This window comes from Stenotrophomonas sp. (assembly GCF_032061965.1).
Classification (GTDB): Bacteria; Pseudomonadota; Gammaproteobacteria; order Xanthomonadales; family Xanthomonadaceae; genus Stenotrophomonas.
In genome coordinates, this window is the sequence record NZ_DAMBEF010000008.1 from 78,893 (window position 1) to 92,731 (window position 13,839).

Genomic DNA, 13,839 nt, shown 5'->3' on the forward strand with positions numbered 1-13,839 from the left:
GTCGCTTCCCGCATTTGCCCAAACGGCGCCTGCGGCGGCCGCCGGCATCGTGGATGTTGCGTTGCTCAGTGCGCGGCCGAGCGCGAAAACAGATTGATCACCAGCACTCCGGCGCAGATCAGGCCGATGCCCAGCAAGGCAGGAAAGTCGAGCTTCTGCTTGAACACGAACAGCCCCACAAGGGAAATCAAGACGATCCCGACCCCTGACCAGATCGCATAGGCAATGCCGGTGGGGATGGACTTCATCACCAGCGACAACAGCCAGAAGCACACACCGTAGCCAACCAGGGCACCCAGCGTCGGCCACATCCGGCTCATGCCATCGGAAGCCTTGAGCAGGGATGTTGCGGCAACTTCCAAGGCAATCGCGCAGGCAAGCAGGGCATAGGCATTCATGGCGGCATCACACGTTCCAGGTGCGCCATTCTAGATCGGGGTGCTCTTACGGCGGGCACCTAGACTGCGCTGCCCACGCAGGTTTGCATGCGCGGGCGGGCGCCTGAGCAATGACGGGAATGGGGGGCGGTGCGCGCATGCGCGCCAGGTGCTCAGGGAAGAGCGCCGACCTGCCGCCACAGATTGCCATCGATTGTCGATGTGCTATCCGTGACCTTCGCTTGATTGCAGCGGCCCAGGAAATGCCAGACTCCAATCCACGCCCCAACCCAAGCTGCAGATGGCCCACTACGCGCTGTTACAGATGTTTGCGTTGTTGCTTGTCGCCCACACCCTGGCCGACTACCCCTTGCAGGGCGAATTCCTGTCGCGGGCAAAGAACCGGCAGGCACCCGTGCCGGGCGTACCCTGGTACCAGGCGCTTGCCGCGCACGGCGTAATCCACGGCGGCGCGGTGGGCTGGATCACCGGCAGCGTTACGTTGGGCGTGCTGGAAACACTCGTGCACATGCTCATCGATGACTTCAAGTGCGCCAACCGCATCAGCTATGACCTGGACCAGGCCCTGCACGTGGGATGCAAGGTGCTTTGGTTGGTGCTGTTGCAGGTGTTCGGGCCTTTGCCCTGACGCGGGTATGGGGTTGAATTTCGATAGCCATGACGCCCCGCGTTGCATTCGCTCGGTGAACGACGCGCTACAGGACGCGAAGGATGCCCCACCGAAGATCTGTAGTTGTATTGTGCTGGTCCAGTTTGGATGCTTCGTACTCGCAAGTTAAGCGAAGCCTTCTACAACTTCCCGATCCAGTTCGCTGCACCGTGATTGGGTGAGCGTGCCGCCTGTCGCCAGTGAGCGCACACGGGACCTGCTCCAAATTGCCTCGGCGCACTATCGCCAGCCATTCGCAACGCGGCGACGGTGGCCGGCGGTGCGTCGTTGGTGACGCGGTGTTGGCGGCTGGCTGGCCGACACTCCGGCACGCCCACAAACTCTGCCGCTGCTGAAGGCCTCGTGCATCCACCCGGCAGAATCGGCTGACTTGGGTGAAAATGGCAGGCAGTCAAGCACTGCAAGACCGCTCGTTGCATGCGTTCTTCGCCCCATGCGGCTGGTTGCGGTGCAAGTTTGTAGGAGTTACTCCAGTCCGCCGGCCCAGACAGGGCGCGTCACAAGACATTCGCGCTGTCAGCGAGACGTGAAAGCGGCGAGCGCATCGGTTGACTAGGCTTAGCGTGCAGTAGGTCAACGGTGCAGACCATGGATTTAAATCCGAATCCCATTTTGCGTTTACGTACGGTTTGTTTGCACGCGGCGTTTGTCGTGGGGGCTTTTGCTCTTTGCGGGTGCGCGCAGGCGGGAAGTGGAAGTGTTGTTACCCAAGAGGAGCCCATGGATAGAAGCCCGCCGAAGGGAGATGCGGGTGTCGAAGCAGACAGGGTAGCGGCATTGGTTGATTCGATTGCCGCTAAGGTGGCAGCTGAGCATCCACTCAAACCGGCGGAGCCATTTCAAGGGCCTGAGTTCACGCCGCATGACCTGGAGGAACGTGTACTCGCGTTGGCTGGTGCGTTGCGTGTTCCGAATCAGATACAGGCGGAGTTCGTCGCGCAAAAGTTTCATGTGCCACTTATCGATCCGCAGACGGGGAGATCTGTGGGAGTGCGGGGCGTGGTTGTTGGTGGCGGAAGCTATTCCATCAGTGTGTCATCCCCATATGTCGATGTGTCAGTGCGGAGCGTGGGCGTCCGGGCGCTATCAGAACCAGGTGGGGCTTGCGTGCTTGACTATCGGAGGATCGTCAACGGGCTTAAGTCTATGGGGTACGAAGGTAATGCCGGGCCGCGGTTTTTTGAGCCGCAAGTTGAATTTTACAAATCCACCGGTGACTTCAGGGTTTTCTTGACATTGAGCGTTGATAGCCACGACTTCCCTCGGTGCATCAAATTTGTTGATTATGCTGTGGAGGGCTTTGGGGATGTCTGACCCGAAGATTGAAAGGCTTTTAAGTAATTCTGAATTATCAACATCGCAGCTTCGGGATGTGTGTGAGGTAATTTATAGTAAATGGTTCAATTAAATCAATTGGTTTCGACTATTGCGGCTGGTTGCGTTGCGAATTAGTAGGATTCACTCCGCGTCCGCCGGCCTTTGTCGGGTGCATCGCTAGAAATTTGCTCTGTGAGCGAAGTGTGAAAATGAAGCGTGCGTGGGCCGACTATGCTCAGGGTGCAGCACGTCAATCGGTCCAGACCATGGTTCTAAATCCGAATCCCATTTTGCGTTTACGTACGGTTTGTTTGCACGCGGCGTTTGTCGTGGGGGCTTTTGCTCTTTGCGGCTGTGCACAGGCGGGAACTGGAAGTGTTGTTACCCAGGGGGAGCCCATGGATAGAAGCCCGCCGAAGGGAGATGCGCGTGTCGAAGCAGACAGGGTAGCTGCATTGGTTGATTCGATTGCCGATAAGTTGGCGGCGGAGCGCCCCATCGATGCTGTCGAGCCGAAAGCGGAGCCACTGCATGGACCTGACATCACGGCGCAAGTGTTGGAAGAGCGGTTACTTGCGTTGGCTAGTGCTCTTCGTGGCCCGGATCAGATTGAGGTTCGATTTGTTGAGCAAATACTTGGTATGTCAATTTCCAATCCAGAAACCGGAAAAGTGGTTGGGACTCAAGGCGCGGTTGGGCAGGCCGTCTACGATATAGGTTCGGAAGCTCCTTACGAAGGAGGGCCATTTGGCAACCTAAGGGTGATGATCAGGGAAGGGGCGACAGAACAGTGTGAATTAACCTACCCTTCGTTTGCTCGCAATCTAGAGTCAATGGGTTATAGGCCCTTTCCTATGCCGCTGTACCTAGAGCCAGGAATCGAGTTTGTTAGGGAATTTGGAGATTTTTCTGCAATAGTCACCCTCCACCTTGATCGCCGGGACTCTCCGCGTTGCATTGATAAGCTGGATTTCATCTTGCAGGATGTGAAAGATGGGCGACTCGAGAATTGAGAGAGTACTGAGTCATTCTGATTTGAGTTCGGCGCAGTTGCGGGAAGTGCGGGAGGAAATATATAGCTCGCCCTGCTTGGTGTCGGCGATGGGTTCTGCTATCGACGAGCGGAGCATCATGCGGATTGGGTAGCAGGGCCCGTGGATGATCGAGCCGTGGTGGTCCCGTGCAGCAAGCGGGATCACGAAGCCGCCGAAGTTGAGCGAAAATTGCCCCAATTGAGCACTGCCCAATCCCGCGCCACATGTCTTCCTTGCCTGGCAACTCCCACTACGACGCCTCCCCGCGCTTATCCGTCGCCCCGATGATGGATGGGCCGTAGGGTATTTAGTTTTTCTTGAAAATCAATTGGATAAATCTGCGTTGGTAAGCTGTGTTGCATTGACGTAGCGCTGAGGGGGGCGCACGTGGTACAGCTCTTTGGTAGCCAGGTACGCGGTTCGGGTGGTCGGAATTCACGATGGAACGAGAGCGTCCTTGTATGCTCAGACCAGCAGCCTGTTTGAGGGGCGCTCCACGGGGAGTACTGTATTCCGTGTTCATGAAAAACAAGGAAGGAGCTCAGCCTTATGCTTGAACTCAACGACGCCTCGATCATGGTCAATCGCCCTCAGAAAGGGGAGTTCTATACTGTCGAAGTCGATATTCGGTATGGAAGGGGGGTGAATGGCGTTGTTTTTGACAACAGGGAAAGACTCCTGTCACCGCCCAAGCGCTATTTGAGGCCTGCGAATGGAGGATTTCCTCGGTTCAGTGAAAAGCCGAGGTTTATTCTTGATAAGGGAAAAGGTGGGGTGCCGGAAGATTTTGCGGGGAATTTTGGCGGATATTGGCTCGTTTCAGATCGATTGAAGGCGTTGTTCGAGTCAGTGGATCCGGATGGTTTCTCTTTCTTGTCTTGTAGCTTTTTTCTTGATGATGGCTCGATAGGCCCGTCGTTTCACCTGTGCGATGTACTTAGAGAGATTGATGCCATCGATCCAGTGGCGTCTCGTAATATTAAAATAGAAACAGGTGGAAATTATCCAAACGGTAAATATTACGGTATCCGGCTCGATTCGCAGATGGCTTTCCGTAAAAGTGTTATCGGCGCCGCGCACGTTTTTCGTACTCCGTACACCGGATCCTTGACATTCTGCAATCGGTTTTTTAGGGACGCCCTGATGTCGGGGGGATTTGGCAAAGAGCTTGGGTCAAGAGGGGTATGGCTTGAGGATACTGTCAGTTCCTAGGTGACCAAGTGTAACCGCGAGGCATCAAGTGGAGTAGTGCGGCATGGCCACCGTCCTTCAGAGTCATCACCTTCTTGAAAAAGCCGCTTTTGAGAATGACCTCCTTCTTAAAGCGCTTGTCGAATCGAACCTGATCGAAAGAGATAGCTCGCTGAATCGTATCTATATGCCCCAGGCGGATGATTTTGCGAAGGAGATAGGAATGTCTCCCCATAGGGGGCGTACTGATAGTTCCTATTCCAGAGGTATTAATCAGGAGCTCAGAAGGATTTTGGCTGAGGTTGGCGGCGAATCGATTCTTGATGATGCTGTCGGACCGACCGTTGTTGGCCAATGATCCCGCGCACCCTGACTTTGCGAACTACGACCGCATACACCAGTGGACGCGTGGCACCGGCCACTGGGATGACGAGCAGAGCAGCAACGTTGCCGCAGCCCTGTACAAGCAGCAACTGGACGATCCATTGTTTCGACGCGTGGACACGGTAAGCGGCGCGCTGGGGCGAAACGGCGAGGAGAACGTGTTCGCCATCTACGCGCCGTACGGCGACAAAGGTCCGTTCTTCCATGCACAGGTGGATGGCCGCCAGGCGGCCCAGCAGCCTGCGCAGCAGAGCCTGGAACAAGCCGAGCAGGTCCGCCAGCAGCAGTTGCAAGGCCAGCCCGAGCAGGATCAGGACCTCGCTCAGCAGCACGCACAAGCCGGGCAAGCACGTTGAAGGTGAACCCAGGATTCGCCGCACCTTGGGCGAAGAAAAGAGCCCCAACCCCTGCTCAAACTGAAAGGCGAGCGTCCCCATTCGGCGGCAAACGTGAAACTGGGCGAAAATAACGCCATCCACGCATCACAAGATCCCGCGCTGCATGCCTTCCCTGCCTCAAAACACCCACTACGACGCCTCCCTGCGCCTATCCGTCGCCCCGATGATGGATTGGACCGACCGCCATTGCCGGGTGTTCCACCGCCTGCTTGCGCCGGGTGCGCGGCTGTATACCGAGATGGTGCACGCCAATGCGGTGATCCACGGCGACCGCGAGCGCCTGCTGGGCTATGACGGGGGGGAACACCCGCTGGCCCTGCAGTTGGGCGGCAGCGAACCGGCCGCGCTGGCCGAGGCTGCCCGTATTGCTGCTGACTGGGGCTATGACGAGGTCAACCTCAACTGCGGCTGCCCTTCCGACCGGGTCCAGGCCGGGCGTTTCGGTGCCTGCCTGATGCGCGAACCCGAGCTGGTGGCCGAGTGCGTGGCGGCGATGGTGGCAGCGGTGGATATCCCGGTGACGGTGAAGTGCCGGCTGGGCGTGGATGAGGACAACGACTACGCGCTGTTTGCCGGTTTTGTCGACCGCCAGGTCCAGGCCGGGGCAGCGATGGTGGTGGTGCATGCGCGCAATGCTTGGCTCAAGGGTCTTTCGCCCAAGGAGAACCGCGAGATCCCGCCGTTGCGCTATGACTGGGCCTACCAGTTGAAGCAGCAGCGCCCGGACCTGCCGGTGGTGCTCAATGGCGGCATCGCCACCGTCCAGGCCGCGCAAGAGCACATGCAGCATCTGGACGGGGTGATGCTGGGCCGTGCTGCGTATCACGATCCCTATGTGCTGCATGCCCTGGATTGCGCGCAGACGGGCCAGCTGGCGAGGCAGCGTGAGGAACTGTTGCTTGCCATGCGTCCCTATGTGGAGGCCCAGCTGGCCAAGGGACTGGCGCTGAAGCACATCACCCGGCATCTGTTGGGGCTTTTCCATGGACAGCCGGGCGGGCGTGGCTTCCGTCAGGTGCTCAGCGAAGGCGCACACCGGGCCGGCGCGGATTGGGGTTTGATCGAGCAGGCACTGCAGGTGACGCGTGAACAGGCGGCAAGGGTTGCCTGAGCGGATTTCGCGGCTGGCGCCATATGTCCGGTCAATTTGCTGAACGAGGCGCCATGAACAGGGGGAGGGTTCAGACCGGATTCACCCCTAAAAATCAAGAATTTGCCTCAATTTCGTGATGCCTGTGAAAAAAGCTGTAGGACAGGTTTTTACGTTTTTTGAACGTTGCCGCACAGTCCGCTAGGATCACCCCATGCACTCGCTTCCCCGTCGTCGCCTGCTGATCGCTTTTGCCGCCACGTTGCTGGTGGCGGGCCCGGGCGTGCTCGTGGCCTCGGCGCAGCAGCCCCGGCAGGAAGCACAGCGTGGCGCAGAACCTGCCATGCGTGCCCCGCAGGCACAGGCAGCCGGTCGTGGTGCGGAGCGCTCATTGTCCGATGCGGTCCGGCGCGTGCAACGGGAAACCGGTGGGCGCATTCTTGGTGCCGAGCGCGTGCCCTACGATGGCCGCGACATCAACCGGGTCAAGTACATGGATGATCGTGGCCGCGTGCGTTACATGGACGATCCCGCCCCATCCCGTGCAGGTCCGCGCGGTCCGCGGTCGGGCCAGCCACCACGCGACGATAACTCCTGAACAGCGATAGTTGTCCCGCGTTCCGCATATATACGCCGGTTGAAGCCGGCCCAAGTTACTAGGGAGAGTTCATGCGTATCCTTCTGGTTGAAGACGAAGCCCCGCTGCGGGAAACCCTTGCAGCCCGCCTGAAGCGCGAAGGTTTCGCAGTGGATGCGGCTCAGGATGGCGAGGAAGGCCTGTACATGGGCCGTGAGGTGCCGTTCGACGTGGGCATCATCGATCTGGGCCTGCCCAAGATGTCGGGCATGGAGCTGATCAAAGCGCTGCGCGACGAGGGCAAGAAGTTCCCGGTGCTGATCCTGACCGCGCGTTCCAGCTGGCAGGACAAGGTCGAGGGCCTGAAGCAGGGCGCCGACGACTACCTGGTCAAGCCGTTCCACGTGGAAGAGCTGCTGGCCCGCGTCAACGCGCTGCTGCGCCGTGCCGCTGGCTGGTCCAAGCCGACCCTGGAATGTGGCCCGGTGGCGCTGGATCTGGCCGCGCAGACGGTGAGCGTGACCGGCAGCAACGTTGACCTGACCAGCTACGAGTACAAGGTGCTGGAGTACCTGATGATGCATGCCGGTGAGTTGGTGTCCAAGGCCGACCTGACCGAGCACATCTACCAGCAGGACTTCGACCGCGACTCCAACGTGCTGGAAGTGTTCATCGGCCGCCTGCGCAAGAAGCTGGATCCGGACGGTGAGCTGAAGCCGATCGAAACCGTGCGTGGCCGCGGTTACCGCTTCGCGATTCCGCGCAACGAGGGCTGAGCCCCGCCAAGGGGTAGAGCGTGATGACGGGCCGTCAGTGGCTATTGAAGCGTTGGCGGCCCCGCTCCTTGCAGGCCCGCCAGCTGCTGGCTGCCTCGGTGGGCCTGGTGGCCTTCCTGGCTTTGGCCGGTTATGCGCTGGATGCGGCCTTTGGCCAGACCGCGCGTGACAACCTCAGCGAACGCCTGAAGAACTACGCCACCGCCTATGCCGGTGGCATCGATTTCACCCGTGATGGCTCGCTGTACATCCGCGAACAGCCGCCGGATCCGCGCTTCGATATTCCCGGTAACGGCCTGTACCTGCAGGTGGTGATGCCGGGCCATGTCGCCAACTCGATGTCGGCCGAAGGGCCGATGCTGCCGGACGTCAGCAACCACATGCTGAGCCCGCGCGAGGAAGTGTTCGAAGGTCCACTGCGCATCACCCAGATCGACGGTTCGGAAGGTGAGGTGTACCGCTACGGCATGGGTCTGGTCTGGGGGGGCGACGGCGGCCCCGAGACGGAAGTGCCTTACACGATCTATGTGCTGGAGGATTCGCGCGCGCTGGGCATGCAGTTGCGCAGTTTCCGTGGCGCGGTGTGGTTCTGGCTGGGTGTCACCGGCCTGATCCTGTTGCTGCTGCAGACCCTGGTGTTGCAGTGGAGCCTGCGCCCGCTCAAGCGCGTGATCAACGAGCTGACCAAGGTCCAGCGCGGTGAACGCGACCGCATGAGCGAAATGCACCCGCGCGAGCTGGAGCCGTTGACCGAAAGCATCAACGCCTTCATTGAAAGCGAGCGCGAAAACCTCGAACGCCAGCGCAACACCCTGGCCGACCTGGCGCACAGCCTGAAAACGCCGTTGGCGGTACTGCGCACCCAGCTGGAAAGCGGTACCAGCAATGAGGCCGAACTGCGCGAGGAAGTGGGCGTGCAGTTGCAGCGCATGAACAACCTGGTGTCCTACCAGTTGGCGCGTGCAGCCTCGTCGGGCCACAAGCTGTTCTCCGCGCCGGTGCCGATCGAAGCGACCGCCGAGGAAATCGTGCGCGGGCTGGAAAAGGTCTACGCCACCAAGGGCGTGCTGTGCGAGTTCGAACTGGAGCCGGGCGTCAATTTCTATGGCGAGCCGGGTGACCTGCAGGAATTGTTGGGCAACTTGCTGGAGAACGCCTTCAAGTGGGCCAACCGCCGCGTGCTGCTGACCGCAAAGCCGGTGACCGGTGGTCCGGGCAAGCGTGCCGGCCTGGAGCTGGCGGTGGACGATGACGGCCCCGGCATTGCCGACGACAATATCGCCAAGGTGCTGCAGCGCGGTGTACGTGGCGACGAGCGCGTACAGGGCCATGGTATCGGCCTGTCCATCGTGCAGGACCTGATCAAGGCCTACCGCGGCCAGTTGCAGGTCAAGCGCTCCGAGGAACTGGGTGGCGCCCGTTTCGAAGTGACCTTGCCGCCGGGTATCTGATCCCGGAAGGGCCGAGGGTTCGCTGGCAGTGTGCGTGTTCCCCGTGTTGCTGCGCGGGGAAGCCCCGAGGCCAAGCCAAAGTCAAAAGCAAACCCCTTCCCAACCCTCCCCTTGGCTTGCGCCAAAGGGAGGGGCATAAGCGCGCTGCTCCCTCCCTTGCGCACGTAATGCGTCGGGGAGGGCTGGGGAGGGATTGGCAGTTGATCCTGCGCTACCGCAGCCCGGCTTCAAGCGGCCCATAAAAGCGCCGCAGGTGCTCCGCCACTTTCGGCATCGTCTGCACCAGCAGTTCCGGGGCAGAGAAGTGGTACTCGCTGACCACCGCAAAGAACTCCTCCGGTGCCTCCGCCGCATAAGGGTCGATCACGGTTTCAACATCCGCATCCACAAGCGCGCAGAACGCGTCATAGGCCTGCTGGAAATCCGCCGCCCATTGCCGCTGCCATTCACGCGGCAGCGGTGGGGTGCCATCGATGGCACCATCCAGTGCATCGATCTTGTGCGCCATTTCATGCACCGCCACGCAGAAGCCGGCATGCGGGTCAGCGATATCGGCCTGCACATCGGCCCATGACAGGATCAGCGGGCCGCTGTCCCACGATTCACCGATCAGTTCGTCATCCCACTGGTGCAGCACGCCGGCCGCATCGACGTGGTCGCGGCGCACGCGGAAGGCATCGGGGTACACCACCAGTTCCGACCAGCCGTGCAGGCCTTCAGCGCCGAATTCGATCAGCGGCAGGCAACACAGTGCAGCCAGCATCAGGCGCTGGCTGTCATCCAGCTCCAGCCCCCCGACCGGGGTAATGGTTTTGCGTTGCAGGAAGACCCCGACCAGGCCACGCAGGCGCTGTGCCCGTTCCGGCGCAAGCTCATCCAGCCACGGGCATTGCTGGCAAGCCTGCTGCCAGAGCGTGTCATCAACGGGGACAGGCGCGCGCTGGAACCAGCGCAACAACGACTGGATCAGCGGAACATCCCAGGCAGGTAGCGGTGCCATTTGGGGGCACGCAGGCGCGGGATCAGTTCATCGTCACTGCCGCCCCCGGCCGCACGCGGTTGCACCGGCTTTGAAGCGGGTGCTGGCGGGGGCGGGGTGTTGGCGATGCCAACCGAGGCAGCCGGTGCGGCCACCCGTTCAACTTCCGCCGGGGCATAGCTGCAGCCGCTCTGGCCGGCGCCGCCGAGCGCATCCGAGGCATGCGCTGCAACCGGGGCCAGCAACAGGATCAGGCAATGTGCGAGATGGCGCATCGTCAACATCCAGAGGCGGGTGAGTCCCCGATCATAGCCTGCTTTGCTGACTGAATTGGCGCTGCCCATGGGCGGTTTGCGGGTCATAACGCATAATTTCGCGGTCTGTATCTGAGGAATGTGCCGTGGATGACCGCCAACTGCTGGCCAAGCTGAGCGCCGGAGCCTTGTCCGGTGACGCGCTTGCGCGGGAGCTGGGGGTAACCCGAGCCGCGGTTTGGAAGCGAATTCAAGGACTTCGCGCTGCCGGGGTGGATGTCCAGGGGCGCGCCGGCGACGGTTATACGCTGGCCCAACCGTTGGACCTGCTGGACCCTGCACAGATCCGCGCAGGCCTGACCGAGCCGGTGCAGGACCAGCTCGGCGCGCTTGAGGTGGCTTGGACGGTCGCGTCGACCAATACAGAGTTGTTGCGGCGCAGCACGCCTGAGCGCGGCGTGGACGTCCTGCTGGCCGAGCGTCAGACCGGAGGCCGCGGGCGCCGGGGCCGGCATTGGGCCTCGCCCCTGGCTGCCCATGTATACGTGTCACTGTCACGTGGCTTCGGTGGCGGGCTGTCGCGCATGGGCGGTCTCAGCCTGGCCGTGGGTGTGGCAGTGGTCGAGGCCCTGCACGGCTTGGGCTTTCGCCAGGCCGGCCTGAAATGGCCCAACGACGTGGTGGTGGATGGCCGCAAGCTGGGGGGGCTGTTGGTGGAGGGCGGCGGCGAGTTCGCCGGGCCGGCACGGGCGGTGATCGGGCTGGGCTTGAATGTGCGCATGCCCACCGCCGCCGCCGAGGAAATCACCCAGCCGTGGACGGATCTGGATACGCTGGCCGGCCAGCAGGTGTCCCGCAACACGGTGGTCAGCGCCTTGCTGGCGGCGTTGCTGCCGGCACTGGAGCTGTTCGAACAACAGGGGCTGGCGCCCTTCCTGCCGCGCTATGCCGGCATGGACGTGCTGCAGGGGCGCAGCGTGCGGGTGGAAGATGCCGGCACCTGGCACGAAGGCGTGGCCTGCGGGCTGGCCGAGGATGGTGCATTGAAAGTGCGTATCGAAGGGCGGGAAACCTGTTTCCATGCCGGGGAAGTCAGCGTGAGGGCGGCATGAGCGATTGGTTGTTTGATCTGGGGAATTCGCGCTTCAAGTTCGCGCCGCTGCAGGGCGACCGCGCCGGCAGTGTGCAAGCCTGGGCGCACGGCGCCGAGGCGATGGACGACACCGCGCTCGATGGCCTGCCCCGGGGCGATACCGCCTGGGTGGCCAGCGTGGCGTCGGCAACATTGACCGAGCAGGTCATGCAGGTGCTGGCTGGACGTTTTGCCCAGGTGCGGGTGGCGCGGACCCTGCCGCAATGTGCCGGCGTACGCGTGGCATATGCGCGGCCGGAAAAATTCGGCGTTGATCGGTTCCTCGGCCTGCTGGCGGTGGCCCCGGACCAGCAGCCGGTGCTGGTGGTGGGCGTGGGCACGGCGTTGACCATCGATTTGATGGACGCGGATGGCCAGCACCGTGGTGGCCGCATTGGTGCATCGCCGACGGTGATGCGCGAAGCGCTGCATGCGCGCGCTGTGCAGTTGCCGGCCACGGGCGGTGACTACGCCGAGTTCGCCAATGACACGGCCGACGCACTCGCATCGGGTTGTGATGGCGCGGCGGTGGCCCTGGTCGAACGCAGCCTGCGCCAGGCCACGGAGCTGCTTGGCACCGCGCCCACCCTGGTGATCCATGGTGGCGGCGCGCTGCCCTTGTTGCCGCTGTTGCCAGGCGCCGACTATCGGCCGACCCTGGTGCTGGATGGCCTGGCGCGATGGGCGCTGCACCAATGCGGCTGTGAACGATAGGATCACCCCATGCTGACCCGTTTCCTGATCGTCATCCTTGCCATTCTCAATGTGGGCGTCGCCCTGTGGTGGATGCTGCCGCGCGCTGAACCGGTAGCGGAAGTTGCCCGCAGTGAGCCGGGCGTGGCCACCTTGGAAGTGCTGCCGCCGCCCGCTGCATCACAGGCGGTGGTATCGCCCGCGGCAACGAGTCCTGCACCGGCGACCACGCCGGCTCCGCCCGCAACTGTTCCCAAAGCGGAGCCGGCCAAGCCGGCAGAGCCAGTACCGGCGCCCGCCAAACCCGCCGAAGCAGCGCCGGCCCCGGTGGCAACGGCCGAGCACTGCGCCAGCTTTGGTCCCTACGCCGCACAGGCACAGGCGCAGTCGGCACTGTCTGCATTGGGCAACACCGCAGTGCGTACGCGCCTGCGCGAGGTGCCCGGCAAACAGGCCAGCAGCTATCGCGTCTTCATTCCGCCGGCCGCCAGCCGCGAAGAGGCGCAGGCCATGGCCAAGCGCATTGTCGATGCGGGTTTCAGCGATTACTTCATCGTGTCCCAGGGCGAGGAGGCCCACGCCGTGGCGCTGGGCCAGTACCGCAATCGCGAAGGCGCCGAGCGGCGTCTGGCGGCCCTCACTGCCGCGGGTTTCCCGGCCAAGCTGGGCAGCAACGGTGGCGAAGGCGCGGCCAGTTGGTGGCTGGATGTAGCGGGCAAGGACGCTGCAAGCCTGGCCACGTTGAAGCAACGCAGCGCAGCCACGCAACAACAGTCGTTGGATTGCACGCGGCTGCGCTAGAATGGCGCGCCCAACCGGGGCGCCGGTGGCGGTGACGCCACCCTCCGGATCGGCTAGGCTTGCCACAGCAGCCCAGGGCCGCATCCACGCAGTACCCATTGCCGCTTTAGCTCAGTTGGTAGAGCAACTGTCTTGTAAACAGTAGGTCATCCGTTCGATTCGGATAAGCGGCACCATCGCCTGAGCCCATGGCGTCCAGGCAAGTCCAGAATTCATACCAAGCCCGCAGAAATGCGGGCTTTTTTGTGCGCGTTGGTCCGAGCTTGGTACAGGCCGATGAACTACCGCCGGGATGGCAAGGGGAAACTAGCGATCGGGGTGTACCCCGAGGTCTCACTGAAGGAAGCCGGCGAAGCCCGCGATCAGGCGAGAGCGAAGCTTCGTGCTGGGCACGGTCCCTCCGAGCACAAGCAATTGAGCAAGCTCACGCCCAAATTGTCAGTGGATACCCGCTTCCAGACGATAGCCATGGATTGGCTCGAGTCACGGGGGACTTGGCGCAGTCAACGCGGGAGAAGGCGGCATGGATGCTGGAGACCTACGCCTTCCTTTGGTTGGCAAAGCGCCAGATCCATGAAAATCAGCACCGCTGAGGTGTTGGCAGTACTGCGTAGGTTGGAGGCTCAGGAGAAGGTCGAGTCCACGCAGCGCCTTCGCCAACTCTGTGGGCAGGTATTTCGCTACGCCGTGGCCA

At 61.9% G+C, this 13,839-nt stretch carries 16 protein-coding genes and 1 tRNA gene; 14 read left to right on the top strand and 3 right to left on the bottom strand.

Annotated elements, in window-relative coordinates:
* Positions 1–65 precede the first annotated feature (65 nt).
* Positions 66–398, bottom strand: coding sequence for an SMR family transporter (locus tag RT460_RS06300; RefSeq protein ID WP_313317859.1), 333 nt, complete (start codon positions 396–398; stop codon positions 66–68).
* Positions 399–678: 280 nt separating this feature from the next.
* Between RT460_RS06300 and RT460_RS06305 the strand changes: the two genes are divergently transcribed.
* From RT460_RS06305 to RT460_RS06350, 10 genes are all read left to right on the top strand, one after another.
* Positions 679–1,026, top strand: coding sequence for a DUF3307 domain-containing protein (locus RT460_RS06305; RefSeq protein ID WP_313317860.1), 348 nt, complete (start codon positions 679–681; stop codon positions 1,024–1,026).
* Positions 1,027–1,656: 630 nt separating this feature from the next.
* Positions 1,657–2,382 carry a hypothetical protein gene (locus RT460_RS06310; RefSeq protein WP_313317861.1) on the top strand — a complete coding sequence of 242 codons (726 nt, stop codon included), beginning with the start codon at positions 1,657–1,659 and terminating at the stop codon, positions 2,380–2,382.
* A gap of 206 nt (positions 2,383–2,588) precedes the next feature.
* On the top strand, positions 2,589–3,398 hold the full coding sequence (locus tag RT460_RS06315; protein ID WP_313317862.1) for a hypothetical protein: 810 nt from the start codon (positions 2,589–2,591) through the stop codon (positions 3,396–3,398).
* 570 nt (positions 3,399–3,968) lie between these two features.
* On the top strand, positions 3,969–4,631 hold the full coding sequence (locus RT460_RS06320) for a DUF1629 domain-containing protein (protein ID WP_313317863.1): 663 nt from the start codon (positions 3,969–3,971) through the stop codon (positions 4,629–4,631).
* Between the two features lie 43 nt (positions 4,632–4,674).
* The gene (locus RT460_RS06325) at positions 4,675–4,968 is read left to right on the top strand and encodes an AHH domain-containing protein (protein WP_313317865.1); all 294 of its coding nucleotides are present in this window, start codon (positions 4,675–4,677) and stop codon (positions 4,966–4,968) included.
* Positions 4,937–5,350 carry an XVIPCD domain-containing protein gene (locus RT460_RS06330; protein WP_313317866.1) on the top strand — a complete coding sequence of 138 codons (414 nt, stop codon included), beginning with the start codon at positions 4,937–4,939 and terminating at the stop codon, positions 5,348–5,350. The genes RT460_RS06325 and RT460_RS06330 overlap by 32 nt, the downstream gene beginning before the upstream one ends.
* 145 nt (positions 5,351–5,495) lie before the next feature.
* Positions 5,496–6,503, top strand: a complete 1,008-nt coding sequence (gene dusA / locus RT460_RS06335) for a tRNA dihydrouridine(20/20a) synthase DusA (RefSeq protein WP_313317867.1) — start codon at positions 5,496–5,498, stop codon at positions 6,501–6,503.
* Between the two features lie 193 nt (positions 6,504–6,696).
* Positions 6,697–7,080, top strand: coding sequence for a hypothetical protein (locus tag RT460_RS06340; RefSeq protein ID WP_313317868.1), 384 nt, complete (start codon positions 6,697–6,699; stop codon positions 7,078–7,080).
* A 71-nt stretch (positions 7,081–7,151) separates the two neighbouring features.
* Complete coding sequence (locus RT460_RS06345) at positions 7,152–7,835, top strand: response regulator transcription factor (protein WP_079224892.1); 684 nt, start codon at positions 7,152–7,154, stop codon at positions 7,833–7,835.
* 23 nt (positions 7,836–7,858) lie between these two features.
* Positions 7,859–9,286 (top strand): ATP-binding protein, encoded by a 1,428-nt coding sequence (locus RT460_RS06350; RefSeq protein ID WP_313317869.1) that lies wholly within the window; start codon positions 7,859–7,861, stop codon positions 9,284–9,286.
* 211 nt (positions 9,287–9,497) lie between these two features.
* Here the strand turns inward: RT460_RS06350 and RT460_RS06355 are convergent, their stop codons facing one another.
* Together RT460_RS06355 and RT460_RS06360 are read right to left on the bottom strand one after the other, a co-directional pair.
* The gene (locus RT460_RS06355) at positions 9,498–10,286 is read right to left on the bottom strand and encodes a zinc-dependent peptidase (protein ID WP_313317870.1); all 789 of its coding nucleotides are present in this window, start codon (positions 10,284–10,286) and stop codon (positions 9,498–9,500) included.
* Positions 10,253–10,540, bottom strand: coding sequence for a hypothetical protein (locus tag RT460_RS06360; RefSeq protein ID WP_313317871.1), 288 nt, complete (start codon positions 10,538–10,540; stop codon positions 10,253–10,255). The genes RT460_RS06355 and RT460_RS06360 overlap by 34 nt, the downstream gene beginning before the upstream one ends.
* Before the next feature lie 125 nt (positions 10,541–10,665).
* Here RT460_RS06360 and birA point away from each other — a divergent pair, with 125 nt between their 5' ends.
* The 4 genes from birA to RT460_RS06380 all read left to right on the top strand — a co-directional run bounded on the left by birA (position 10,666) and on the right by RT460_RS06380 (position 13,321).
* Positions 10,666–11,631 (top strand): bifunctional biotin--[acetyl-CoA-carboxylase] ligase/biotin operon repressor BirA, encoded by a 966-nt coding sequence (gene birA / locus RT460_RS06365; RefSeq protein ID WP_313317872.1) that lies wholly within the window; start codon positions 10,666–10,668, stop codon positions 11,629–11,631.
* A complete protein-coding gene (locus RT460_RS06370; RefSeq protein WP_313317873.1) occupies positions 11,628–12,365 on the top strand; it encodes a type III pantothenate kinase in 738 nt (245 codons plus the stop codon). The genes birA and RT460_RS06370 overlap by 4 nt, the downstream gene beginning before the upstream one ends.
* A gap of 9 nt (positions 12,366–12,374) precedes the next feature.
* Positions 12,375–13,145, top strand: a complete 771-nt coding sequence (locus RT460_RS06375) for an SPOR domain-containing protein (protein WP_313317874.1) — start codon at positions 12,375–12,377, stop codon at positions 13,143–13,145.
* Between the two features lie 100 nt (positions 13,146–13,245).
* A tRNA-Thr gene (locus RT460_RS06380) sits at positions 13,246–13,321 on the top strand.
* The last annotated feature ends 518 nt before the right edge of the window (positions 13,322–13,839 follow it).

Excerpts from the sequence above, each read along its gene's own strand:
- RT460_RS06370 (WP_313317873.1), top strand. The coding sequence starts at position 11,628 with ATGAGCGATTGGTTGTTTGATCTGGGGAATTCGCGCTTCAAGTTCGCG.
- RT460_RS06310 (WP_313317861.1), top strand. The coding sequence starts at position 1,657 with ATGGATTTAAATCCGAATCCCATTTTGCGTTTACGTACGGTTTGTTTG.
- dusA (WP_313317867.1), top strand. The coding sequence starts at position 5,496 with ATGCCTTCCCTGCCTCAAAACACCCACTACGACGCCTCCCTGCGCCTA.
- RT460_RS06305 (WP_313317860.1), top strand. The coding sequence starts at position 679 with ATGGCCCACTACGCGCTGTTACAGATGTTTGCGTTGTTGCTTGTCGCC.
- RT460_RS06325 (WP_313317865.1), top strand. The coding sequence starts at position 4,675 with ATGGCCACCGTCCTTCAGAGTCATCACCTTCTTGAAAAAGCCGCTTTT.
- RT460_RS06300 (WP_313317859.1), bottom strand. The coding sequence starts at position 398 with ATGAATGCCTATGCCCTGCTTGCCTGCGCGATTGCCTTGGAAGTTGCC.
- RT460_RS06340 (WP_313317868.1), top strand. The coding sequence starts at position 6,697 with ATGCACTCGCTTCCCCGTCGTCGCCTGCTGATCGCTTTTGCCGCCACG.
- RT460_RS06350 (WP_313317869.1), top strand. The coding sequence starts at position 7,859 with ATGACGGGCCGTCAGTGGCTATTGAAGCGTTGGCGGCCCCGCTCCTTG.
- RT460_RS06320 (WP_313317863.1), top strand. The coding sequence starts at position 3,969 with ATGCTTGAACTCAACGACGCCTCGATCATGGTCAATCGCCCTCAGAAA.
- RT460_RS06355 (WP_313317870.1), bottom strand. The coding sequence starts at position 10,286 with ATGGCACCGCTACCTGCCTGGGATGTTCCGCTGATCCAGTCGTTGTTG.
- RT460_RS06330 (WP_313317866.1), top strand. The coding sequence starts at position 4,937 with ATGCTGTCGGACCGACCGTTGTTGGCCAATGATCCCGCGCACCCTGAC.
- RT460_RS06375 (WP_313317874.1), top strand. The coding sequence starts at position 12,375 with ATGCTGACCCGTTTCCTGATCGTCATCCTTGCCATTCTCAATGTGGGC.
- RT460_RS06345 (WP_079224892.1), top strand. The coding sequence starts at position 7,152 with ATGCGTATCCTTCTGGTTGAAGACGAAGCCCCGCTGCGGGAAACCCTT.
- RT460_RS06360 (WP_313317871.1), bottom strand. The coding sequence starts at position 10,540 with ATGCGCCATCTCGCACATTGCCTGATCCTGTTGCTGGCCCCGGTTGCA.